Below are 22,777 nucleotides of genomic sequence, written 5' to 3'. Positions count from 1 at the left end.
GCTGATGCTTAGATGATTTCGAAATATCTTTTAAGTTCCCAATCGGTCACTGCTTTGGCATATTGCCGCCACTCCCATTCCCTGGTTAACGTAAAATGTTCCACAAAAGGTTCACCAAACAGTTCTTTTGCAAGGGCCGATTCCTTCATTTGTTGGGTGGCCACATGAAGGTTCTGTGGTAATACACCATTCGAGGTGTCTTTGTACCCATTGCCGGTGGTCAATTTTTTTTCAAGCACCATTTTATTTTTCACGCCATACAACCCGGCGGCCAGGCAGGCGGCCAATGCGAGGTAGGGGTTGGTATCCGAGCCAACTACCCTCGTTTCCAGGCGGGTGGCCTTTTTATCGCCCGGCAAGGCCCGTAATGCCACCGTTCTGTTGTCTATGCCCCAGGTGAGCGTAGTAGGAGCCCAGGCGCCTTCTACCAGCCGTTTGTAGCTGTTAATGGTAGGCGCTATCATGGGTAATATGAAAGGTAAACAGTGCAGCTGCCCGGCGATGTAACTTTTCATGATGGCACTCATTTTATGTTCGTCGTGTTCGTCGTAAAATAAATTCTGTTGACTGCCCGCATCCCAGAGGCTCTGGTGCACATGCCCGCTGCAGCCCGGCAGACTTTCATGGATCTTAGCCATGAAGGTGGCCATTACGCCATGTTTGTACGCGATCTCTTTTACCGCGGTTTTAAACAGTATGGCCTGGTCGGCCGCCTGTAAAACCCTGCCATACTTAATAGCTGCTTCATAAACGCCGGGCCCTGTTTCTGTATGTAATCCTTCTACCGGGATATCAAATTTTACCAGTTGTTCAAACAGGCTGCTCATGTACTCATTCTTTAACGCGCTGCGCAGGATAGAATATCCAAACATGCCGGGCGATAAAGGCGTAAGGTCGCGGAACTGTTTCTGGTGAACGGTATCAGGCGTTTCTGTAAAGTTAAACCATTCAAATTCCTGTGAGAAATACGGCAGGAAGCCACTGTTTTCGGCATCTGCCAGCACTTTTTTCAGGAGCTGCCGCGGACAGGTGTACACCGGTGCATTGTCGGCCTGTACAAAATCCCCGAGGAAAAAAGGCACATCGTTTTCCCAGGGAATTTTCCGGAAAGTGCTGAGGTCAATTTTTACCTGTGCATCGGGATAACCGGTATGCCAGCCGGTATATTTCACGTTGTCGTACACCACATCGCTCATGTCCCAGCCAAAGGTAACATCGCAGAATCCCAGCCTGCTCTCTGTTACAGACGCAAATTTTTCTGCTGCAATATATTTCCCTCTCAGTACACCGTCGATGTCCGCTACCGCTACTTTTACCTTACCCGACGGATGGTTTTTTACGTACGTTAATATTTCGGAAGTTGTCATGTGTGAGCAGGTTTAAAAATTTTGTACAACAAAAAGGAAACGGCCAGCAGGGAGAAATAGATCAGTCCAAGTTGCAGGTTGAAGAAAAACATCGCAACAATGGAAATGCTGGCGATCACCAGTGCAATTACCGGGAAGGCAGGGTAGAAGGCTACCCGGAAAGGCCGTGGCAGATCAGGCTCCTGTCTTCTCAAAATAATAATAGACACCATGGAAATGATATACAAGGTGAGCGCGCCGAAAACGGATACGATAATGATTTCGGAAGTTTTGCCCGAAAGCAGTGCCAGTATCCCGATCACCATGTTGCCAAGAAGCGCGTTGGCGGGCGTATGGAACCGCGGTGAAATTTTACCGAGGGCAGCAGGAAGGTTGTGTACCCTGCCCATCTCGTAAGTAGAGCGCCCGGCGGCGAGGATAAGTCCGTGAAAGGAAGCCACCAGCCCGAATAATCCTACGGTGATCAGCAGGTGATACATCAGGTGACTGCTCCCGGTAATTTTTGCCAGCGCCAGCGGGAGAGGAGAGTCGGAGGTTTCCCCGCTGATCCCGTTCTTATATACAATTGCCTCCCATCCGGCAATGCCGGTGGCGGAAATAAATATAAGGACACAGAGAATGGCCAGCGTGAGGATGGCCCATCCAAAACCTTTGCTGATATCGCGCTGCGGGTTTTTGGTTTCTTCGGCTACATTGGCAATGCCTTCGATACCAAGGAAAAACCAGATGGCAAAAGGGATGGCGGCAAAGGCGCCGCCCCATCCGTTGGGAAGTGCGTTGTTGGTAAGGTGGACCGCCTGGAATTTCGGCAACGACAAACCGGCGAAGAGCAACAGTTCTCCCACAGCAAAAACGGTAACGATCACCTCAAAAGAAGCAGCAGCTTTTACACCATAAACATTCAGCCCGGTGAACACAAAATAAATGGCAATGGCACTGGTGAGGATGGGTACCTGCGGAAAAAAAGCGTTGAAATAAGCGCCGATGGCGAATGCAATGGCAGGCGGCGCCAGGATAAATTCAATGACCTGGGCTATACCGGCAATAAAGCCGATATTCTTTCCCATTGCCCTGTTTGCGTAGTCAAAAACTCCTCCTGCTTTGGGGATGGCGCAGGCCAGTTCAGCATAGCTGAAAGTAAACGTTACATACATCACCATGATCACAAGTGTGGCAATGGCCATACCTCCTGTACCGCCTTTTTCAAGGCCAAGATTCCAACCAAAATACATTCCTGAAATAACGTATCCTACTCCAAGTCCCCACAACATAAAGGGAGTCAGTGTTTTCTTTAAGCCCTTGTTTTGTGTCATTTGAAAGATCTCTATTGCGTGTATGTGTAATATAATATAAATTAAAATATTATTTTACTACAGGGAAGAAGACCTTTCCAGCCGGACCTATTCTTTTGCAAATCGTATGGTCATAGTGGTTACTTCCCGTACCCAACGCGCCGGCTTCTTTTCGCCGGGCACTACTATTCTGAATGGCCCTATGCCGGCCGGCAGCGGCTGCCCGTCCACCTGGTCGGCCAGTATCACTACCCGGTTGGTGAAGGCGGTATCCAGTTCTGCAAGGGCAAATACTGCTTCGTATCCATCGCTGGCTTTCACCAGCAGGTATTTGGACATATTTTTTCCTCTCAGCTGAGCGCCTTGTGTTACGCCTGCCCGCTGCAAAAGGTCCGCTACAGGTATACCGGAATAACGATGCGGTTTCCCGTCATGATCAGTAGCCGTGACTTCCGTTTTTTTCATCCTGCTGATATCATCGGCATTGAGTTTCAGCGGGTGGGTAACTTCCCCTTGTACAATGATGGTGGCAGAAGACGTTTGTGCGGATACGACGGATGTTGCCAGTATAGCGAGAAATAACCCGGTTAATTTGAAAAGCATGATCGTTTTTAAATTAAAAGAATAGAAGACAATAATATCACTTTGCAGACAAAAAACGTAACTCCATCTGACATTAATATGCATTATTAGGCTAATGTTTAATCCGGGTCCAATGCGGTTTAAATTCTTTCCCGCCCGTTTAACGCCGCTATTCTTACCTTTGACGCAAGTTAATCGCTTTATGAGTATCCGTATGCCAAAAATAGCGGGGATAGTGATGATCACTATTTTCTCCCTGCTTATTCTTTTTCACCTGCTGATCGTGGCGAAAGTTTTACCTTATTCCCTTGTATGGGGAGGAAGACTGAGGTCACCAATGGAAATGTACCGGTTAGAGGCTATCTCTGTTCTGGTGAATGTATTTTTCCTGCTGGTGGTGCTGGGGAAAAGGAAGCTATTGAAGCTGCCCGCCAATGGCAAGGTTTTAAGCCTGGTACTGTGGCTGATGTGTCTTTTATTTTTTGTAAACACCCTGGGTAACCTCATCTCCATCAATAAATGGGAGCAGCTGATCTTCACGCCAATGACGTGTATCCTGGCCGTTTGCGCCGCCATACTGGCCCGCAACCGGTAATCTTTTGAATCCACCGGCATCCAAAAATGGATGAAAAGATTACAGGAATGATGCTTAAATTACAGGGGAATAAACCGATGCTTAGATGAAAACTGGAAAAACACTCCCCGCCGCCATTACCATCTTCGGCGCCAAAGGGGATCTGACTAAAAGAAAACTGATTCCTGCGCTTTATAATCTGTACACCGATAAACACCTTCCGCCTGTATTCACCATTTATTGCGTGGATTTCCTGCCCGAAGATGAAACTGCCTTTAAACTCGACCTGCTGGCAGGGATCAATGAGTTTAGCCGCAACGGCAAAGCAGATCCGAAAGAATGGGAAGGATTTGCTAAAAATATCTCTTACCTCCAGGGCGATTTCCTGAAAACAGAAACCTATACCGGCCTGAAAGAAAAGCTGGATGCGTTTGGAAAGAAGCAGAAACAAAACGGTTCCCGCATCTTTTACTTTGCAGTGGCGCCACGCTTTATCGAAATCATTGCGGAAGGCTTATACAAGCACACCATTTGCAACCGCGATGGCCTGGACCGTATCGTAGTGGAAAAACCCTTCGGCACCGACCTTGATACGGCTAAAAAACTCAACCGCTTCCTGACAAAACGTTTTGCTGAAAAACAGATCTACCGAATTGATCACTACCTCGGTAAGGAAGCCGTGCAGAACATTATGGCGTTCCGCTTTGCCAACTATGTATTTGAACCGCTGTGGAATAAAAAATATATTGATCATGTGCAGATCAGCGTGGCAGAAGAAGTAGGCGTAGGAAAACGCGGCGGCTACTACGAAGGCAGCGGCGCCCTGCGTGATATGGTGCAGAATCACCTGCTGCAGCTGTTGTGTATTGTTGCGATGGATTCACCGGAGTTTTACCAGTCGGAACTGATCCGCGATGCGAAAGTAAAAGTACTCAAAGACATCAGGCCGTATACACCGGCACAGGTGCTGAAAAACGTTATCCGTGGCCAGTATACGGCCGGTAATGTACACGGTGTGCCACGTTTGCCCTACCGTAAGGAAGAACATGTGCTGTCCGCTTCCAATACGGAAACCTTTGTGGCTGCAAGATTATTTATTGACAACGACCGGTGGAAAGGCGTGCCTTTCTTTTTACGCACGGGAAAATCCATGCCGGTGCAATCGTCTGTAATTGTGGTGCAGTTTAAAGATTCTCCCCATAAAATTTTTAAAGACGATATCACGCCCAACAGGCTGATCATCAGTATCCAGCCGGAGCTGGAAATAAGTTTGTTGTTTGAAAGTAAAGTGCCTGGTTTGAAGATGAAATTAAAACCGGTGGAGATGGATTTCACTTACCAGGAATCTTATACAGAAACAATTCCCGAAGCATACGAAGCATTGTTGCTGGATGTGCTGGATGGTAACCCTACTTTGTTCATGCGTGCAGACCAGGTGGAAGCTGCCTGGAAAGTAGTAATGCCCATCCTGGATACCTGGAAAAAATACCCGGCGAAAGAACTGCATTTGTATAAGGCCGGCACCTGGGGGCCCACAGCGGCTACCGCCCTGCTAAAGCCTTACGCGAAGGACTGGTTCCGTTTATCGGCAAGGGAAGACAGTATTAAATAGAAGAGTATCGAATAAAAAGAAAGGAGTCGTTTTTATAAACGACTCCTTTCTTTTTATTAAGGCGTGTAGGTAACATTACTGCCGTAGAGGATACTGGATACACCGGAGAAGTACACATGTTTATCGGTGCTGGTAAGGTTGTACCAGAGATAAATACCATAACCGTTGTTCTTCGTTTGCGTGGCCAGTGAATTGGCAGTGCTCTGGCTGGTACTCTGAATGTCCACCGCCGCAGGGCCTAACTGTGCCTTTGTAAGGCCGGCTACGTTAGGTACGGAATAAGAGCCATAAATAGCATTCCAGCTGTAGTTAACAAAGTCGCCCACTTTTTTCCCACCCCACGATAACCTGGATGCTGCCGGGCCATAGTAGTAGAAGGAGATAATTTTTGTGGGCATCAGCTTACGCAGTTCATCTACCAGCATCACAAAGGAGCTGTCGTTTGGCTGCGTGGTGCCGTTGTTGCCGTAGTCGGCATACTCATCATCAAAGTCAATTCCATCCAGTCCGTAGTACGTAACGGTGTCGCTGAGCTGTTGGGCAAAGGCACGTGCAGCGGTTCTGCTGGTGAAGTTACAGAAGCCCGCGCCCTGGTGATTGCCGAGAATAGACAGCAATACTTTCATCCCTTTATTTTGCAGGGGCACAATTTGCGTAGCCTTGTTGGCCAGCACGTTGGATACGTTGGGATTGTTGTACAGCACGGCTTTCTGGGTACTGGTGTTGTAGTTGATATTGGCGGCAAAAATAATGGCAATATCAAACAGCTGTTGCCCGCCGGTGGTTAAGGTGTACTTGCCGGTATTGAGTAAACTGTTGCTGTTTACTTCCACATAGCAAACGGACATGCCTCCGGCTTTGGTAACGGTTTCTACATGCGCGCCGGTGGCGATTTTGCCGGGATCGGTTGAAATGCTGGTGTTGTTTTCTTTTTTACAGGCGGTAAAAAACAGGGCGGCGCACGCCATTCCTACGGCCAATAGCCGTAACGGGTGAAATTGTTTTTTCATAATGGAATGAATGTTTAAATGATCAGGAAATCTGGGTTCAAATTTTGGTTACGGGTTTTCCGGTCTGGTGGCTCTTATAACAAACGTATGCTCAGGTTAACTTAAAGATAGTAATAGAAGAGATGGCCGGCCATTTACCGGCCATCTCCTTAAATGCTCTTTATTTTTATTTATCCCACCAGAGACGGGTACCCCCGTTATCTGCCGGTGTACTCAGCAGCTGCACGGCAGCCGCCACTGCAGCAGGATTGGTGTTATATTCATTTTGCGGGAATGGCAGTCTGCGGATCTGTATGGCCGCGTCAATGGTATTACCGCTATTGTTGTTCACTACCGGGAACAATTTAGGATAGCCGGTACGGCGGAATTCTGTCCACGCTTCCTGTCCTTCGGGGAACATGGCCAACCATTTTTGTGTAATGATGCGTTCCATTTTCTTAGCCACATCATCGCCTTCATTCCATTTAATAGTAATGGAAGATGGACTGCCTATATTATTCGCTGCATTCTTAGGATCGGTGTAAGCATCGGCATGACTTGAATCATTGGCAAGATAGCCGGGAGCGCTTACCTGCCACTGCGCCATGGACGTAGTAACTCCTTGCTCATACAATTGTTGCGCACTACCGCCTGCATTGCTCCAGCCTCTTACAGCTGCTTCTGCGCGCAGGAAATACACTTCTGCGGCAGTCATTACCTGCATTGGCGTTTTCAGGGTAAAAGCAGGAGAAGCGCCATCTTCTGTATTTAAGGAAGAATAGGTCTGGTATTTCGGTTTATCTACCAGGCTACCGATACGGATGCCTTTGTATACGCCTTTAAGCCCGGTGGCAGGATCAGTGGCTTTGTCCATGTACCTTGAAACCCGCGGGTCTTTAAAACCGGTGAGGTAGCACTGCAAAGAGGCGCCGATGCGGATGTCTGCCCAGTTTTTCGCAATGAAAACAAGTGGATTGGTAAAGTCGCCGGTTACTTTTACGGTCATGTTATCGGCATTATCGGTGATGATGCCGCCGCTGGCAGGGTTCAGCGCTTTCTCTGCTTCCGTTTTTGCGCTGGCCGGATCAGCTTTTACGATGTGCATGGCCAGGCGTAACCGCAGCGAGTTAGCGAAGCGCAGCCACTGCGCAAAATTGCCGTTGTAAACAACATCAAAATTGGAAAAGTCGAAAGGTAGCTGCGTGCCGCTGTTAACCTGGGCGCGCAAACTTTCTGTTGCGGTGTCCAGCTGTGCAAAGAAACGCTTGTATACATCCTGCTGGCTGTCGTATGGAACAGATGACAGGCCTTCACCTACACGGCTATACGGAATAGGGCCGTAAATATCGGTTACACGGCTCATGGCGGTTACCTGTATTATCTGCGCCACTGCCCATACTGCCGGGAAGTTTTTATCTATGCCGCTTGCCCTCAGCTTCACTACCGGCGACATCACATTGAGATAACCCACTTTATACGCTTCCCCATTCCAGCCCGGCACCAGGCCGTAATTAGTATTATTGGAGCTGCTGAATGGATTGGGTGTCATAAAGTAACCGGAAAAACAGTCGGCATTGAGGTTCTGTTGTACCTGGTAAGAGTTGGGATCCCCGCCGCCGGAAAAGTTCAGGATCGACATCTGCGCGGATTTAAGGTACAGCCCCAGTGAATTAAAATCGGGTCCCAGCTGACCATCCGTTACGCCGGTATTGTCGGTATTATAACGTTCAAAGTTTTTGGTACATGCACTCATCCCGGTTACCAGGGCGGCAGTGGCCACCAGTAAACCAGATCTGTAACGCTTCATTTTATTATACAGTTTCATCGTTTTCAGTTTTGCGGTAAATGATTAGAAAGTGGCATTTACAGTAACGCCATAGCTGCGGGAAGCAGGTAACATAAATACATCCACACCACTCAGACCATTGGAGGTAGACATGGTTTGCTCAGGATCGAATGGAGCTTTCTTAGAGAAGTAAAACAGGTTACGGCCGTTGGCAGATACCTTCAGTGCCTTCACTGCATTGCTTTTCAACGGGATGGTATATCCCAGCGATGCTTCTCTCAGTCTTACAGTAGTAGCGCTGTACATATATTCCCCGGAAGCACCCGTTCTGCCGCCTACCACATTGTACCATTTCTCTGCATCCACAGAGGTAACCGGATTGCCATTGGCATCTGCCCCGTTTACTTTTACGCCACCGGCATCCCTTGCCTGGCCGGAAGTAGCAGAAACGCCGTATCCGTCCATCATTGCCTGAGTTACAGACATTACCTGTCCGCCAAACTTACCATCTATCAGGAAGGATAAGGTAAAGTTGTTGTATGCAAAATTATTGTTCCAGCCTAATTGCCATTTGGTATTGGCATTACCAAGATATTGCATCTGGCCGCCTGCGAGAGAAGGAGCGCCATTGTTAATGATCACACGTCCCTGTGCATCACGGTTTAACACCGTACCGTAAATGTCGCCAAACGAACCGCCTACCTTAAATTGTGAAGCGTAGTTGGCGCCGGTGCCGTCGCCGGTCAGGCTGAAACGGTCTACAAACGGCGACAGGGAAATGATCCTGTTGTCATTTACTGCATAGTTTAAAGCAGTATTCCACTTCAGTTTTGTATCGCGCAACACATCATACCGTATCATGGCTTCTACACCCTGGTTCTGGATATCACCTGCATTAATAAAGTAGGTGTTATACAAGGTTGCATTAGGTGCGGCAATTTCCATGGTCTGGTTAGTGGTATTGGTTTTATAGTAAGTGAGATCCACGCTCAGACGGCTGTCGAAAAAGCGCCATTCTGTACCCAGTTCCAGTGACTTTGTTTTTTCCGGTTTCAGATCCCTGAATGGAGCTGTGGTATTCACTTTTACGTTACCGCCGGTATTGATCAGGTTATCCGGTGTATTACTCTGGTAGGCCAGCGGAGAATTGCCTACAATAGCATAGGAACCACGGATCTTACCGTAGGTAATAGCCTCTGGCATTTTAAGCAGTTGGGTGAGGATTACATTCAATCCCACTGATGGATAAAAGTAAGATAACTGGTTGGTAAACGCCAGGTTGGAGGCCCAGTCATTCCTTGCCGTCAGATCCATGTATGCCCAGTCTTTGTAAGAAATATTCACACTTCCGAAAACAGATTGCCACTGGCTGTGTTTCTCCTGTGAGCTACCGGAGTTCGCTGCGTTGATCGTTTTCATGTTCTGGATGGTGAATATATTCGGGAGATATAAACCTTCCTGACCTGCTGCGAAATAGATACCGTTTGTTTTAACATCGCGGATACTACCGCCAACGATACCCGTAAAATGAAAATCATTTGCCGGGATATTAAAATTGGCGATCAGGTCTCCGTATTGTTGCGTAGTGGTATTGTTGGTATAGTTATAACCGCCGTTCTTGGAGGCCAGCGTGGTTTGAGTGCCGGCGTATATCTTTTGCTCATACACATCATTCATACGGTCAATACTTCCTCTTCCCTGTACATTCAACCAGGAGTTGATGTCATATTTCAGGCTGGCATTGGCGAGTATCCTGTTGCGCGAAAGCGAATTGGTGTTGCGGTTGAGGATCCACCAGGGATTCTGCTGCACATCTTCTGAAAAAGGCCAGTTCTGCACCATGAGGTTATTCCGGGAAGGATCAGGAATTTCATACTGGTCCCGGTAAGGGCTGATATCCACTCCGCGCGGGAAAAGATATAAACCGGTGAGGGGGTTGAAGTAAAACCCGGACAAAGGCGTGTTGTCAATTTTCTGGGTCATGTAATTCACATCTGCAGAAGCGGTGAGTTTATCATTCAGAAAGTGACCGGTTTCTTTGAAGCTCAGGTTGTGACGACCGAGTTTATTGCCTGCCTCTAAACCTCGCGCGGAGGTATTGGCATAAGAAAAATAAGTTTGCGCTTTTTCAGAACCACCGGCCAGGCTGATGGCGTTGGTGAAGTTGCGTCCTGTTTGAAGGAAATCGGATACATTATCGGTTGCGCCGCTGATTTTGCTGCCCCAGCTTTTGGTGGTTGGGTCGGCCGACTGGCCATAGTTGTTCTGGAACTTTGGCTTATAGGCAGCCTGGCTAACATTGAATCCGGATGATATATTGATAGTAGTGCGCCCCACTTTACCACTTTTGGTAGTAACAATGATTACGCCGTTGGCGCCCTGGCTGCCGTAAAGAGCGGCTGCGGATGCGCCTTTCAGTACGGAGATACTTTCAATGTCTTCCGGGTTGAGGTTGGAGATAGGGTCGCCGCCATCATAAGAGGAGCTGCCACCATAAATACTTCCCGGCTGGTTTGTGATGGTGTTGTTCATCGGCACACCGTCAATTACATACAAAGCCTGGTTGCTGCCCAATCCTGATTTGCTGCCGCGCAGGATTACTTTGGCAGAACCGCCTACACCGGAAGCGCTGGAAGAAATAGTTAACCCTGCCACTTTGCCGTTCAGCGTATTTACAAGGTTCGCATCTTTCGCTTTGGTAAGTTCCAGTCCATCCAGTTGCTGGGCGGAATAGGTAATGGATTTCTCGGATCTTTTGATACCGAGGGCCGTTACCACTACAGCGCCTAACTGGCTGTCCTGTACAGCCAGCGTTACCTGGATGTTGGGATCATTCCCTACGGTTACCTGTTTGCTTTCATATCCTATGATGCTGATGATCAGCACATCGCCGGGATTGGCGGCCAGGGTAAAGGTGCCCTGGGTGTTGGTAACAGTGCCTTTGCTGGTGCCTTTTACCTGGATAGATGCGCCTACAAGTGGCAGACCTTTGGTGTCGGTCACTTTGCCCTGTATGTCGATGGCAGCTATCACCGCGGCGGCGGGCACCATTGCTTTAGCCTTCGGGCTGATTACAATTGTTTTATCTACAATGTTGTAGTTAAACAGTTTGTTATTCAAACAGGCATTCAGCACCTCTGTGAGGGAGGCCTGGTTCATATTCAGATTTACCGGCGGCGCTTTCTCCAGCAGCTTCTCATCATAAATGAATTCATAACCTGTCTGGCGGCTGATGCTGTTGAAAACATCGTAAAGGGGAAGACGTTTCCCTTTGATGGTAACAGACTGAGAGAAGGTTTTGGCGCTCAGATTAAGGGTGAATACCAGTGTCAGTATTGCAGTTAATCGCATAATCAACAGTAATTTTCTTTGCATACGTCCTCCTTTCCCGGGGACTTTGCAGGTACCAAGTAGTTCCATACTTTTGTGTTGTTGGCTTAATAATTCAATTTTCTAAATGATTCAGGGAGTTGGGTTGCCTTCTATAGCCGGGAGCATTGCACTGCTTCCGGTTTTTTTTTACAACCGGCAGTGGAATTATTTACGTCTTCATAACCTAAATAAATTTAAAAATGATCAATTCATAAGTGGACAAATAGCGTCTATTGCTCAGGATCGTATGGTGCTACCACGACCCGGTTGTCATTAATATCAAAGTGAACCCGTTTTGTTGTTGACAGAATCTTTAATAAAGAAGCTGCATTTTCCCGCCGGGAAATGATCCCTGTTAAGCGGATATCCGACAGATCACCCTCATAGGTAACCTCTATATTATACCATCTGGCAATTTGGCGCATGATGGTTTGTATGCTGGTATTACGGAACCTGAATTTGCCTTCTTTCCAGGCCAGTGCCTGTTCCAGGTCTGCTTTTTCGATGGTGAATGCGGCATCGCCGGTGTTCAGGCTGCCGCCGTAGCCGGGTTGCAGCACGCTCCGGATGTTGCCATGCACCAGTTGAACAGCGCCGCTTTCCAGGGTAGTGGTAATGTTTTTCTCATCGGTATAGGCCATGATATTGAAGCTGGTGCCGAGCACATTTACTTCCATATCAGGATTGCCTTTTACTTTCACCCGGAATGGTTGCTGCGCATTGGCGGCTACCTGGAAATAACCTTCCCCGGAAATCTCCACCAGCCGTTCTTTCCCGCTGAATGCAGTAGGGAAGCGGATGCTGCTGGCGGCGTTTAGCCATACTTTAGTGCCATCAGCCAGGGTAAGCTGGTATTGCCCGCCACGGGGAGTTACTACGGTGTTATACACCACTTCCGTGGTGGCGCCTTCTGCTTTATAGGCAAGGCCCTGCACTGAATTTACGATGCTGCTGTTGCCCTGTTTGGCCAGTGCGCCGGTGTTGGCGCTGTCCAGCGGAATGGTTTTACCATCTGCCAGTACCAGTACGGCGGTGTTGGTGCCGGGCGCCAGGGGATTGGCTTTCGGAGCAGCCACTATAACGGGCTGTTGCTGCCGTTTCATATAAAGTGCGCCTGTGACCAGCGTGGCTCCCAGCAAGGTTGCTGCGGCTGCATACCAGATTATTCTGCGGGTATTGCCGGCAGCGCGGGGAGGCGTTGTTTGCAGGATGTTTTGTAAAATGGCTTCACCATCTTCCGCAGACAGACCGCTTTGCGGCGTCCCGCTGTTGTACAGTGCCGACAGGATATCTGCTTTGATTTCCGGCTCGTAGTCGTTTCCGGCTACCATCGCTTTCAGGCGCAGCAGTTCTTCCTGGCTGATCCGGCCATTCTTATATTTTTCAAGCAATAACTGTACTTCCGTTATGGACATTATCAGCGATTTTGGAAGGGTGATATGGGGTAAAGACGATCAACCGGTAAAAAAGGAGTATCCGGGATGAAATTTTTTTTTCGGGGAAGATGTTATTTGCGGAAGAGGATTAAAAACAGGAGGAAGGGAACGATATCATTTTGCAGCCTGGACTTTACAAAAGCCCGTACAGCGTGCATAGCAAGGCTCATTTGCTTTTTAACGGTATGTACTGATATATTGAGCTGTTGGGAAATTTCCTCGTTGCTCCAGCCCTGTTTACGGGCGAGGTACACCTTTTTTCGCTCCGGAGGCAGACCGGACACGGCTTTGTCCAGGATGGCGTCGTATTCCCGTTGCAGCAACAGGTGATCGGTATCATTCTGTGCTTCCGGCTGGTTTTTCAGATGGAAATCGTAGGCTTTCAGCCTTACCAGCTGCTTTTTGAAGCCGTCGTAAATATGGTTGCGGGTAAGGATAAACAGGTAATCTTTAAACTGTTTTATGTGGGACATATCGGCTTTTTTCAGCCATACCTTCATAAAAACTTCCTGTACAATTTCCCTGGCCAGGCTGCTGTCTCTCAGGTAAAGCATGGCCACATCATACACCTGTCCGCTGTAATGCCTGAACAGGATGGTATACGCATCCCCGTCACCCATGGCAACTTTCTGCAGCAAATCATGTTCGTCATTCAGGGAAATGTCTGGCAAAGCTGGAAGTTTTGTACCCTCACAAAAACAATAACCCGGTAAATTTAGGGGACAGGGAATTAATAATAAAATAATTTATACAGGAGGAAAGTTTTAGCAGATGGGTAGAAAAGAAAGAAAATTATTGTGTATTTTCAAGGGATACCGGATCACTGACCGCTTTTTTTACTACGCATTTACACTGCGTTTCCTATGTATATCTTACAGTTAATTCTTAATGATCATTAATTGCTACTCTTATGAATGAATTTAAATTCTGGCAGATTATTGAAGAAGCGTGGGCTGCATCCCCGGCATTACGGGATATGCGCAATACAGCATTGAAAACCAATGATGCGGTATTGATCGAAGACCTGACCGGGGAAGTATACGGCGTTATTACCAATAATATCCGGGATATCCTGCTCCAATTGGATAAGGAAGAGCTGACAGGGTTTAATCACATCATGGAGGAAAAATTATTTCAGATCGACCGGGAAGATATCCATGCATATACCGATGGATCAGATGACGGTTTCCTTTATTGCAGGTGTTTTATTGTAGGAATGGGGAAAACGTACTATGAAATGATCGACGAAAATCCTTCAAAAGCCACCTGCGATGCAGAAGCAGAAATTGTAGGATTTATCGGGTATATGGTATACCAGGAATTATTTGGAGAAGAATTTGAGCGGTATACAAGGCATGGCATCGAAACCTGCTCAAATGCCGATGGGTGGGGTAAAGCGTAATTTAAAACAACATATCTTATGAAGGACGAAATCTATGGCATAGATAAAGATCATGCACATGCACGAGCTATTGCCCTGATACCTGAAGACTTTTTCTGGGATCCCGCTGATGAACTGGCCCCTTTCGGATCAGATGAAGGAGACACCGGGCTTGCCTCATTCCGGGAATGGCGCCGGGAATATCCTTCCACGCCTACCATTGAATGCTTAAAATGGACCATCGAATCGGTAGGGGAAATGGCCTTTGAAGAGTATAACGAAACGCTGCTGGACCGGGATCTGATCATACGTATGAAAGAAGATCCTGCTTTTGATGACCAGCACTTTATTTTCACATTGGATGCTTCAGTAATTGCCGCCGGCTTTGGCCAGCTGGCAGATGAAGGCGTAATTGAAGAAGCCAATAAGCCGGTGATCAATATCGCCCTTGAACGGCAAATTGCCTGGGCACAGCTCTCCGAAAGCAGTTCCTATGCGGAACAACATATCGGGTACCTGAATATCCTGAAGCGCGTACTGGAAGAAGCATAGCGAAACCACTTTACACGGTTGATGATGATCACACTGAACAATAAAACATACACCTGCCCGGTAGATGTAACACTCGGATTTATTGGAGGGAAATGGAAACTGTTAATCCTCTTCCACCTGCATTACTTTACTAAAAAAAGTTACGCTGAAATAAGAGATAACCTGCCGGGCATCTCAGAAAAGATGCTTAGCCAGCAGCTTAAAGAACTGGAACGCGATAAGCTGATTGAAAAGAATGTGATTACCCAAAAGCCATACCGCGTGGAATACTACTTATCCACCGAAGGAAAATCACTGGCTCCCCTGTATGAATTTGTCAGCGAATGGGGAATCGCTTATCTCAAAAAACAGGGTGTTGATTATATACAGGACCAGCATCTGTATAAATAAAACGTGTTCATACCACAGGGAGAAACCGCTTAATTACTGCGTTTGTTTGCTTATCTTAAGTACACAAATGCTATGTTATGAAAAAACTACTCCTGTTATTTACGTTATGCTGTTCCTGCCTGGGTATACTCAGCGCACAAGACTCACCCTTAGGCGCCTGGAAATCAGCGACCGGCGATGTAACCAGCGTGTTGCTGATTACGCCCAACTGGTTTACAGTCACCGATTACAATAACCAGCGTTTCATTGCTTCATATGGAGGAACCTGGAAACAGGCGGGTGACACGCAGGTAGATGTAGCCATTCTTTTTAACACGGCCAATGCCTCGCAGGTAGGGCAAAAAACAACCGTGCCGGTAGGCATGGAAAACGGGCAGCTGATCACCAGCAGTCCCGGTGGTGGAAAACAGGAGTGGACGCGTATCGACGATGGCACCGGCCCGTTGGCCGGCAGCTGGCAAATTACTTCACGGGAAAGAGAAGGTAAGATGACACCCATTCCCAACAGTGCGAGGCGCACCATGAAAATACTGACGGGCACCCGCTTTCAATGGGTCGCCATCAACCAGGAAACAGGCGAGTTCTTTGGTTCCGGTGGAGGTACCTATACTTTTGATAACGGTACCTACACCGAAAAAATCGAGTTCTTTTCCCGCGATAGCTCCCGTATTGGCGCTGAACTGTCTTTTAAAGGCAGCGTAAACGGCAACAACTGGGACCACAGCGGCAAAAGCTCAAAAGGAGATCCTATTCATGAAGTATGGACCCGGGAGCAATTTACTTACCACCCTATTCCATAATCTTCTCCATGATTACTGCTGCCACCCCATAAACTGCCGTGTACACGATCCATGTAAATGGCGTTTATGGGGCCGCTGGTACGCTCTCCGAAAGTGAGGTGATAACCCATTTGCTCCAGGGCTTTGCGTGTTTTTTCGGAGGTATTATTATTGAGCAGAATGCTTCCCGGCCGCGGCTCCCTGTCTTTGATGGTAGTACCGCCTAACGACAACCACAACTGGTTGGTATTGATATTCGCGGCTTCTGTAGCCTGCTGCACGGTCATCCCAAATTCCACCACGTTCAGGAAAAACTGCAACAGGTTCTGGTCCTGCGTATCGCCACCTTGCACACCAAAAGCCAGGAAAGGCTTGCCGTCTTTCAACGCCATCGAAGGCGTAAGCGTTACCCGCGGACGTTTACCGGGCGCAATTACATTAAAAGGGCAAATGGCAGAATCCAATACAAAACTCTGCGCCCGCTGGCTCATTCCTATACCCGTTTTACCGGCAATACAGGCAGGCAGCCAACCGCCGCTGGGCGTGATAGATACTACCCAGCCGTCTTTATCTGCTGCTTCTACGCTGGTGGTGCCGCGCCACAGCCGGTCCATATAGGCGCTGTCGGGTGTATTGCCGGCATACAGCTGATTTAGATCTCCCTCTGTTGACAAGGCATTGGCAGCATATTGCTGGTCCGCATTTCCATGCTGCAGCATAGTGGCGTCATGTTTGGGAACAAATCCGCCGGGCTTGCGGCCGTTGCTGGTATCTGTCAGCTGCTTGCGCTCCTCCAGGAAATGCAGGTAAGGATTGGTTTTGCCCATGAAAGGATAGGGATCGCCCGGTCCTGCATTGGCATCATTTTGCGCAAGATTCATCTGTTTCGCTCTCGCCTTGCCGTATTCTTTGCTCAGCAATCCTTTGATAGCAGGATTGGTATTGAACGCAGGATCGCCGTAATAAAAATCACGGTCCGCAAAAGTGAGGTTCATGGTTTGATACAACGTATGAATATATTCAGTGGAGTTATACCCCATCGATTTCAGGTTAAAATTTTCCAGGATGTTCAGGCTTTGCAGCAGCATAGGTCCCTGCGTCCATTCCTGCAGTTTGTACACCTCTATGCCTTTGTAATTAATATGCAGCGGTTCTTCTTCCACCGGCTTCCAGCGGGCCAGGTCTTCCAGGGTGATCAGGCCGCCCTGCTCCTGGCAGCCACGCACAAATTCCTTCGCAATGTCGCCTTTGTAGAAGCGGTCGTATGCCGCCATAATGGCTTCTTTCCGGCTTTTATGCTTACGCAGTGCTTCCTGCTCGGCTTCAACCATTTTGGTGAGGGTAGCGAGGAGGTCTTTCTGCACAAAAATTTCTCCTGCCTCCGGGGCTTCTCTTTTTTCGCCGGGATGTGTCAGGAAAACAGCTTTGCTGTAAGGCCATTCGTTGATATATTTTTTCCCGCGTTCAATACTATTGGCGGTTTGTGCTTCTATCGGGTAGCCGGCGGCCATTTCCATGGCGGGCGCTAATACCTGTTTTAAACTGAGAGTGCCATATTCTGCCAGCATGTAGCACAACCCACCTGCAGTTCCCGGTGTTACTGCTGCCAGGGGACCGTATTCAGGTGGGAAGTCGTATCCTTTTCCTTTATAAAAGGCGGGAGTAGCGCCTGTAGGCGCCACGCCCAGGGCATTGATGGCAATTACTTTTCCTGTTTTCGGATTGTATATGAGTGCCTGTGTTTCTCCGCCCCAGCTGAGCACATCCCACATGGTACAGGTAGCGGCAAGCATAGCGCAGGCGGCATCCACGGCGTTGCCGTGTTGCTGGAAGATCATGGCGCCGGCTGTTGCAGCCAGTGGCTTGCCGGTTACGGCCATCCAGTTTTTGCCGTGTAAAGGTGGTTTCTGCGTTTGCTGTGCCTGCATGCCGGTATAACAACCCAACACGAGGGAAAGGAGGAATAAGCGTTTCATAGGGCTAATTTATAGTTTTACGGATAAAAACAATCCGGATTTACATGAAGGGTAATGCTTCTCTGCTTTCAACGGGCATGCATTTCCAGCAGTACTTTTACCGTAACCAGTAGTTGCCCGGTATGCCGCATGGTGTGTTCCGCAGCATGAAATAGTAATCCCAATACGGTGGAGGGGAGTTGTTTTCTGCCCACGCCCCGGAAATCGGTGAGGGTGTTTTCCGGGGTGGCCGACAATTGCATCAGCGATTGATGTACCTGTGCATTGAAATGATCCAGCAAATCGTGGAGGGTGGCGCCTGGATTACCTTCACCGGCCAGGGCGGCAAATTGCTGCTGACTGAGCGCTTCCGCCCTGGCGTAGGTAAACAGCCGGTCGAGCACACCGCTCACATGCTGAAGATGATATCCCGGCGAGGCCAGTCCCGCCGGTTTTTCCCATAAAAGTGTTTCCGGGAAATCCTGCATCAGGGTATTTATTTCCTGGTTGGCCTGCAATAACGCATGCGCCACGGGTTGCAATAATGCCGGTATGTTTTCTACCGGCCCGCTCATCCAGTATTCCGTTGCCATGATATTTTTTTATACCTCTACGGCATCATAAACGATTACTTTCTCCCATAAATGACTACAGTTTTTAATAAACTCCAGGTGTATGGGGTGGGTTTGATAGGTGGCCTGTCCGGCGAGATCACTGAAAAAGATCAGCTCTGATACGCCCCAGCTGTTATCCACAACATCGCGTTTTTCGGTACTCGCTACCACGCCTACACGCAGGTCACGAACGGTTTCAATTTTCGACAGGGTTTTTACACCGGCCACCAGTTTGTCGCGGTCTTCTTTGGAATCCGGGTTCTTCAGCCAGAAGAACACATGATGCACAATCGGGTATTTCTTTTCCATATTTGTTGAGGGGATTGCTGCGGCAGCGGCAGTACCAGCGGCAAGCGCTGCTGCGGTTCCTAAAAATTTACGTCTGTTGGAAGTGCTCATATCGGGCTTGTTGAGGCGATGAAAATAATAAAGATTACCGATTTATTATAATTCTTACTGTCAAAGCCCATTTCATACCGGATTACACTACTTTCATCCCATTTTGCCCCTGCTGCATGGCAACAAATGCTATTATTGCCCTAAATACATCAACCTTATGAATCAATTTAAGAAAATTGAATTTGGCATCGTAACCGCCATTTTTGTGTTGCTGATGTTTTCGATCCTATATCCCAGCATTGTGTATAACGTATTTGAATTGCAGGACATCTATGGTAGAAAATTCGACACTTACCACCAGGTATTCGATTATTACATTCATTACCTGCTGCCCTCAATGGGACGGGTTACACTGGTATATGTGAGTTTCCTGCTGGTGAACTTTGTCATTGTACCGGAGTTCCTGGAGAAGGGAAAATGGCTGGGTGGCATATTGCTGCTGATCCCGGTAGGGTTGTTTTATTTCGCGATGATGATGGTCGCCAACTCCTATTACAACGGCTACCTGTTAGGCGTATATGACACGGTGCGGGGGGCGCATATGTATTTTGCAAAGACAGCTTTCATTACTACGGTCTTTTCCGGCGTGCTGTATGTGGCATATTATTATTTCCGGAAAGCGCTGGTGAGTATGCTGTATCCGCGCATTGCAACGGATATGGCTTTCAGGCAGATGCTCACAGAAATTTGCTGGGCTGCCGGCGTATTTGTGGTATTGTTTTGTTTGTCGTTCTCCGATTCCCGGGATATGGCGCTGATGATCTTTTTCTTTGGTCCTTCGCAGATTGCCGTGTTCTTTATTCTCCGTTACCAGGTATTTCCCGCTTTCGAGGACACTCACCGGAATAAAAGCCTCCTGATCCGGGATATTGTTTTCACCATCCTGGGAAGCAACGTGTTGCTGGCGCTGATATGCCGCGCACTGGTGCACCGCGACGGCGGTTGGTTTGTGGCGCTGGCTTTTATCGGCATCGCGGTATCGGCAGGCATTGTACTGCCTGTTTGCTGGCTGTTGTTTAAAAGCCGCCGGAAGCAGGTGAACACGGTGGTAACGCTGAAAAAGGCGCTCGGGCATTCCACTGCCAACCTCGACTTCCTCCGTTCCCAGATCAATCCGCACTTTTTATTCAATGCCCTTAACACGCTGTATGGAACCGCCCTCCAGGAAGAGGCTGCCCGCACCAGCGAAGGCATCCAGAAACTGGGTGATATGATGCGGTTTATGCTACATGATAACCACCTGGAAAAAATTCCACTGGATAAGGAAGTGGCTTACCTGCAAAATTATATCGCCCTGCAACGCCTGCGCGTATTGTCATCGCCCGATATCCTGATAGAGGTAAATATAGATGAAAGCCAATGCCAGCATGAAATTGCGCCGATGTTGCTGATCCCTTTCGTGGAAAATGCGTTTAAGCACGGGATCAGCCTGCGGCATCGCTCTCGCATCGTGATTTCCCTGAGCTGTACGACTGATCAGATCTTCTTTGATGTGTATAACAGTGTGCATCCCCGCCCGGAAAATGATCCGGAAAGGGAGGGAATGGGCATTGGTTTGAATAATGTAAAAGAAAGACTAAATTTATTGTATCCGCACCGGCACGAGCTGAGTATCCGTCACACGGCTACTGAGTTTTTTATCCATCTGACTATTGATGTTAATAAATAAGTAAATGAAAAAAGAAGAAGAAGTGGTACCCGGGCCTGATGGCATGACGCGCTTTTTGTGGTGGCTGGCCGCTGCTGATGCCGATGTTTTGCAGGAGTGTAAAACCGAGAAAGAGCGGTACCGGATCATTGGTGTATCAGTATTGGTTACGTGGATGTTTGCTACGCTGTCGTGGGGCTATTTCTTTTCCACCATCGTAAACGATGACATGGTGGTGGCCGGATTGGCGCTGTTTTTTGGCTTCGCTATTTTATCGGTCGACCGTACCCTCATCGCTGCCATGTCCCGTACCAACGGCAACATAAAAGTGATGCCGGTAATATTTCGTTTAGTCCTCGCCGTTACCATAGGTTTGTTTATTTCCCAGCCGGTGGTGTTAATGTTATTTAAGAAAGATATTGATACCCAGCTGGAACTTGGCAAGCAGGCAAAGCTCGATGCCTACCGGGCGCAGCTGGTAAAGCTCAATGCCGGCCAGATGGCCACCCTGCAGCAATCCCTTGATCAGGGCAAACAGCAGCTGGCGCAAAAAACCGCGGAGCTGAAAGTATATAAAGATGGTTATATCAAAGAAACCGATGGCACCGGTGGCTCCGGCAGAATAGGAGAGTCGGACATTGCCCGCGTAAAAAAATCGGCTTACCTCAAATCAGAAGAGGAGCTGCAGGCCATGCAAAGAGCCTGGGAGCCGCAGCAGCAACAGCTGCAGGCACAAATGGCCCGTATGCACAGCGTCGACAGCGTGAAAGAATCCGTATATGTCGGTACCCTCACCAACGGATTCCTGGCACAGATAGAAGCCCTGAATGAGCTCACCGAAACGCATCCGCCGGTAAAACAACGTTATCGCCTCATTGTATTTATCATTACCCTCATTGAAGTAATGCCGTTGCTCAGCAAAATACTGATGCCCAAAGGAGAATACGATGAAAAGCTGGCTGCCGCCACCGCCCAGGGCGTAGCCTCCGCAAGGCTGCAAACAGATACCAGCCAGGAATTAATGGAACACTACCAGGCCGCCGCACTGGCAGCCGACAAGGAAACGGTGGACCACCTGTTTGAATCTACCCGCGACCTGCGCCGCGAACAGGCCGACGCCCTCGTAAAAGAGTGGCAAAGCCGCGAAAACGGCCAGTACCAGAATCTCTGGCAGCAAGCCCGGAGATTATTGCTCGGCAAAATTAGTTAGATCCCTGTATTGCTTACCCGTAAAATAGCCAAAGATGACTGCTATTGCGATAGATGATGAACCGGTGGCGCTGGCTGTTATCAAAAATCACGCTGCCAAGGTTCCCTTCCTGGAAATGAAGGGTTTTTTTACCAATGCTTTTGAAGCCATCGACTTTCTCAGCAAAGAAAAAGTAGACCTGCTCTTCCTGGATATCAAAATGCCGGATATATCCGGATTGGATTTTTTATCCAGTCTCCCTCATCCGCCCATGACGGTTTTTACGACCGCCTATTCAGAACATGCGGTGAAAAGCTTTGAGCTCGACGCGATCGATTACCTGCTCAAACCCTTTTCCCTGATACGTTTCATGAAAGCCTGCAACAAAGCCAATAACCTGCTGCAACTGAAGCAACAAAATGGCCCCGCCCCAGGCAAGGAACAAACAGACTACATCTTCGTGAAAAGCGGCTACGAACAATTCCGTATTGTACTCGATGATATCCTTTACCTTGAAAGCGCCGGCAACTATGTGAACTTCATCCTCACCGACCGCAAGCTCATCTCCCGCCTTTCCATGCAGGAAGCGGTAGACCTGCTGCCCATCGGCTCCTTCACCCGTGTGCACCGCTCCTACATTGTAGCCAATAAAAAAATTGAACGCGCCGACCGCAACTCCCTTTACATCAAAAACATTCCCATCCCCATTGGGGCGGCCTATGCGCCTGCGATTGAACGCATCTTCAATTTCTAACGCGGATGTTGTCTTTCTCAGGATTACGCTGATTTTACTGATTACCTGGATTTTTACTTTGGGATTTTATAAAGGATTAAGGGAGATAGAAGCGGATATTCGCTTT

General features: G+C 48.3%; 20 protein-coding genes. 9 read left to right on the top strand and 11 right to left on the bottom strand.

Annotated elements, in window-relative coordinates; all coding sequences use genetic code 11:
* Positions 1-8 precede the first annotated feature (8 nt).
* From ACLHR0_RS01155 to ACLHR0_RS01145, 3 genes are all read right to left on the bottom strand, one after another.
* Positions 9-1,367 carry a glutamine synthetase family protein gene (locus tag ACLHR0_RS01155; protein ID WP_436484294.1) on the bottom strand — a complete coding sequence of 453 codons (1,359 nt, stop codon included), beginning with the start codon at positions 1,365-1,367 and terminating at the stop codon, positions 9-11.
* Positions 1,364-2,680 carry an ethanolamine permease gene (eat, locus tag ACLHR0_RS01150; RefSeq protein ID WP_370909852.1) on the bottom strand — a complete coding sequence of 439 codons (1,317 nt, stop codon included), beginning with the start codon at positions 2,678-2,680 and terminating at the stop codon, positions 1,364-1,366. The genes ACLHR0_RS01155 and eat overlap by 4 nt, the downstream gene beginning before the upstream one ends.
* A gap of 87 nt (positions 2,681-2,767) precedes the next feature.
* Positions 2,768-3,262: a molybdopterin-dependent oxidoreductase gene (locus tag ACLHR0_RS01145; protein ID WP_436484293.1), complete on the bottom strand. Its 495-nt coding sequence runs from the start codon at positions 3,260-3,262 to the stop codon at positions 2,768-2,770.
* A 181-nt stretch (positions 3,263-3,443) separates the two neighbouring features.
* On the opposite strand from ACLHR0_RS01145, the gene ACLHR0_RS01140 reads away from it, so the two are divergent.
* Positions 3,444-3,836, top strand: coding sequence for a hypothetical protein (locus ACLHR0_RS01140; RefSeq protein ID WP_436484292.1), 393 nt, complete (start codon positions 3,444-3,446; stop codon positions 3,834-3,836).
* A gap of 85 nt (positions 3,837-3,921) precedes the next feature.
* Entirely contained in the window at positions 3,922-5,427 is a 1,506-nt protein-coding gene (gene zwf, locus ACLHR0_RS01135; protein ID WP_429061177.1) for a glucose-6-phosphate dehydrogenase, read from the top strand.
* Positions 5,428-5,483: 56 nt separating this feature from the next.
* Here the strand turns inward: zwf and ACLHR0_RS01130 are convergent, their stop codons facing one another.
* The 5 genes from ACLHR0_RS01130 to ACLHR0_RS01110 form a co-directional block, all read right to left on the bottom strand.
* The gene (locus tag ACLHR0_RS01130; protein WP_436484291.1) at positions 5,484-6,437 is read right to left on the bottom strand and encodes an endo-beta-N-acetylglucosaminidase H; all 954 of its coding nucleotides are present in this window, start codon (positions 6,435-6,437) and stop codon (positions 5,484-5,486) included.
* A gap of 166 nt (positions 6,438-6,603) precedes the next feature.
* Positions 6,604-8,241 carry a RagB/SusD family nutrient uptake outer membrane protein gene (locus ACLHR0_RS01125; RefSeq protein WP_429045663.1) on the bottom strand — a complete coding sequence of 546 codons (1,638 nt, stop codon included), beginning with the start codon at positions 8,239-8,241 and terminating at the stop codon, positions 6,604-6,606.
* A 24-nt stretch (positions 8,242-8,265) separates the two neighbouring features.
* Complete coding sequence (locus ACLHR0_RS01120; RefSeq protein WP_429045665.1) at positions 8,266-11,553, bottom strand: SusC/RagA family TonB-linked outer membrane protein; 3,288 nt, start codon at positions 11,551-11,553, stop codon at positions 8,266-8,268.
* A gap of 251 nt (positions 11,554-11,804) precedes the next feature.
* Positions 11,805-12,989: a FecR family protein gene (locus tag ACLHR0_RS01115; protein ID WP_429045667.1), complete on the bottom strand. Its 1,185-nt coding sequence runs from the start codon at positions 12,987-12,989 to the stop codon at positions 11,805-11,807.
* Between the two features lie 92 nt (positions 12,990-13,081).
* Positions 13,082-13,681, bottom strand: coding sequence for an RNA polymerase sigma factor (locus tag ACLHR0_RS01110; protein WP_429061172.1), 600 nt, complete (start codon positions 13,679-13,681; stop codon positions 13,082-13,084).
* A gap of 239 nt (positions 13,682-13,920) precedes the next feature.
* On the opposite strand from ACLHR0_RS01110, the gene ACLHR0_RS01105 reads away from it, so the two are divergent.
* From ACLHR0_RS01105 to ACLHR0_RS01090, 4 genes are all read left to right on the top strand, one after another.
* On the top strand, positions 13,921-14,412 hold the full coding sequence (locus ACLHR0_RS01105; RefSeq protein WP_370909864.1) for a DUF4240 domain-containing protein: 492 nt from the start codon (positions 13,921-13,923) through the stop codon (positions 14,410-14,412).
* Positions 14,413-14,430: 18 nt separating this feature from the next.
* Positions 14,431-14,943, top strand: coding sequence for a hypothetical protein (locus ACLHR0_RS01100; protein ID WP_429045671.1), 513 nt, complete (start codon positions 14,431-14,433; stop codon positions 14,941-14,943).
* Positions 14,944-14,964: 21 nt separating this feature from the next.
* A complete protein-coding gene (locus ACLHR0_RS01095; protein WP_429045673.1) occupies positions 14,965-15,333 on the top strand; it encodes a winged helix-turn-helix transcriptional regulator in 369 nt (122 codons plus the stop codon).
* Between the two features lie 77 nt (positions 15,334-15,410).
* Positions 15,411-16,133, top strand: a complete 723-nt coding sequence (locus ACLHR0_RS01090; protein WP_436484290.1) for a hypothetical protein — start codon at positions 15,411-15,413, stop codon at positions 16,131-16,133.
* On the opposite strand, the gene ACLHR0_RS01085 is transcribed toward ACLHR0_RS01090, so the two are convergent.
* The 3 genes from ACLHR0_RS01085 to ACLHR0_RS01075 all read right to left on the bottom strand — a co-directional run bounded on the left by ACLHR0_RS01085 (position 16,115) and on the right by ACLHR0_RS01075 (position 19,080).
* Positions 16,115-18,088: a gamma-glutamyltransferase family protein gene (locus ACLHR0_RS01085; protein ID WP_436484289.1), complete on the bottom strand. Its 1,974-nt coding sequence runs from the start codon at positions 18,086-18,088 to the stop codon at positions 16,115-16,117. The genes ACLHR0_RS01090 and ACLHR0_RS01085 overlap by 19 nt on opposite strands.
* A gap of 68 nt (positions 18,089-18,156) precedes the next feature.
* A complete protein-coding gene (locus ACLHR0_RS01080) occupies positions 18,157-18,660 on the bottom strand; it encodes a DinB family protein (RefSeq protein ID WP_429045678.1) in 504 nt (167 codons plus the stop codon).
* 9 nt (positions 18,661-18,669) lie between these two features.
* A complete protein-coding gene (locus ACLHR0_RS01075; protein WP_370909870.1) occupies positions 18,670-19,080 on the bottom strand; it encodes a Dabb family protein in 411 nt (136 codons plus the stop codon).
* A 157-nt stretch (positions 19,081-19,237) separates the two neighbouring features.
* On the opposite strand from ACLHR0_RS01075, the gene ACLHR0_RS01070 reads away from it, so the two are divergent.
* The 3 genes from ACLHR0_RS01070 to ACLHR0_RS01060 are packed head-to-tail and all read left to right on the top strand — an operon-like array spanning position 19,238 to position 22,671.
* Complete coding sequence (locus tag ACLHR0_RS01070; protein ID WP_370909871.1) at positions 19,238-20,749, top strand: sensor histidine kinase; 1,512 nt, start codon at positions 19,238-19,240, stop codon at positions 20,747-20,749.
* A gap of 4 nt (positions 20,750-20,753) precedes the next feature.
* Entirely contained in the window at positions 20,754-21,938 is a 1,185-nt protein-coding gene (locus ACLHR0_RS01065; protein WP_436484288.1) for a DUF4407 domain-containing protein, read from the top strand.
* Between the two features lie 34 nt (positions 21,939-21,972).
* Entirely contained in the window at positions 21,973-22,671 is a 699-nt protein-coding gene (locus ACLHR0_RS01060; protein ID WP_429045682.1) for a LytR/AlgR family response regulator transcription factor, read from the top strand.
* Positions 22,672-22,777: the final 106 nt, after the last annotated feature.

It is taken from the genome of Chitinophaga sp. ARDCPP14, assembly GCF_051362515.1.
Lineage (GTDB): Bacteria > Bacteroidota > Bacteroidia > Chitinophagales > Chitinophagaceae > Chitinophaga.
This window is presented reverse-complemented; position numbering and strand designations above follow the sequence as displayed.

Excerpts from the sequence above, each read along its gene's own strand:
- ACLHR0_RS01155 (WP_436484294.1), bottom strand. The coding sequence starts at position 1,367 with ATGACAACTTCCGAAATATTAACGTACGTAAAAAACCATCCGTCGGGT.
- eat (WP_370909852.1), bottom strand. The coding sequence starts at position 2,680 with ATGACACAAAACAAGGGCTTAAAGAAAACACTGACTCCCTTTATGTTG.
- ACLHR0_RS01145 (WP_436484293.1), bottom strand. The coding sequence starts at position 3,262 with ATGCTTTTCAAATTAACCGGGTTATTTCTCGCTATACTGGCAACATCC.
- ACLHR0_RS01140 (WP_436484292.1), top strand. The coding sequence starts at position 3,444 with ATGAGTATCCGTATGCCAAAAATAGCGGGGATAGTGATGATCACTATT.
- zwf (WP_429061177.1), top strand. The coding sequence starts at position 3,922 with ATGAAAACTGGAAAAACACTCCCCGCCGCCATTACCATCTTCGGCGCC.
- ACLHR0_RS01130 (WP_436484291.1), bottom strand. The coding sequence starts at position 6,437 with ATGAAAAAACAATTTCACCCGTTACGGCTATTGGCCGTAGGAATGGCG.
- ACLHR0_RS01125 (WP_429045663.1), bottom strand. The coding sequence starts at position 8,241 with ATGAAACTGTATAATAAAATGAAGCGTTACAGATCTGGTTTACTGGTG.
- ACLHR0_RS01120 (WP_429045665.1), bottom strand. The coding sequence starts at position 11,553 with ATGCGATTAACTGCAATACTGACACTGGTATTCACCCTTAATCTGAGC.
- ACLHR0_RS01115 (WP_429045667.1), bottom strand. The coding sequence starts at position 12,989 with ATGTCCATAACGGAAGTACAGTTATTGCTTGAAAAATATAAGAATGGC.
- ACLHR0_RS01105 (WP_370909864.1), top strand. The coding sequence starts at position 13,921 with ATGAATGAATTTAAATTCTGGCAGATTATTGAAGAAGCGTGGGCTGCA.
- ACLHR0_RS01100 (WP_429045671.1), top strand. The coding sequence starts at position 14,431 with ATGAAGGACGAAATCTATGGCATAGATAAAGATCATGCACATGCACGA.
- ACLHR0_RS01095 (WP_429045673.1), top strand. The coding sequence starts at position 14,965 with ATGATGATCACACTGAACAATAAAACATACACCTGCCCGGTAGATGTA.
- ACLHR0_RS01090 (WP_436484290.1), top strand. The coding sequence starts at position 15,411 with ATGAAAAAACTACTCCTGTTATTTACGTTATGCTGTTCCTGCCTGGGT.
- ACLHR0_RS01085 (WP_436484289.1), bottom strand. The coding sequence starts at position 18,088 with ATGAAACGCTTATTCCTCCTTTCCCTCGTGTTGGGTTGTTATACCGGC.
- ACLHR0_RS01080 (WP_429045678.1), bottom strand. The coding sequence starts at position 18,660 with ATGGCAACGGAATACTGGATGAGCGGGCCGGTAGAAAACATACCGGCA.
- ACLHR0_RS01075 (WP_370909870.1), bottom strand. The coding sequence starts at position 19,080 with ATGAGCACTTCCAACAGACGTAAATTTTTAGGAACCGCAGCAGCGCTT.
- ACLHR0_RS01070 (WP_370909871.1), top strand. The coding sequence starts at position 19,238 with ATGAATCAATTTAAGAAAATTGAATTTGGCATCGTAACCGCCATTTTT.
- ACLHR0_RS01065 (WP_436484288.1), top strand. The coding sequence starts at position 20,754 with ATGAAAAAAGAAGAAGAAGTGGTACCCGGGCCTGATGGCATGACGCGC.
- ACLHR0_RS01060 (WP_429045682.1), top strand. The coding sequence starts at position 21,973 with ATGACTGCTATTGCGATAGATGATGAACCGGTGGCGCTGGCTGTTATC.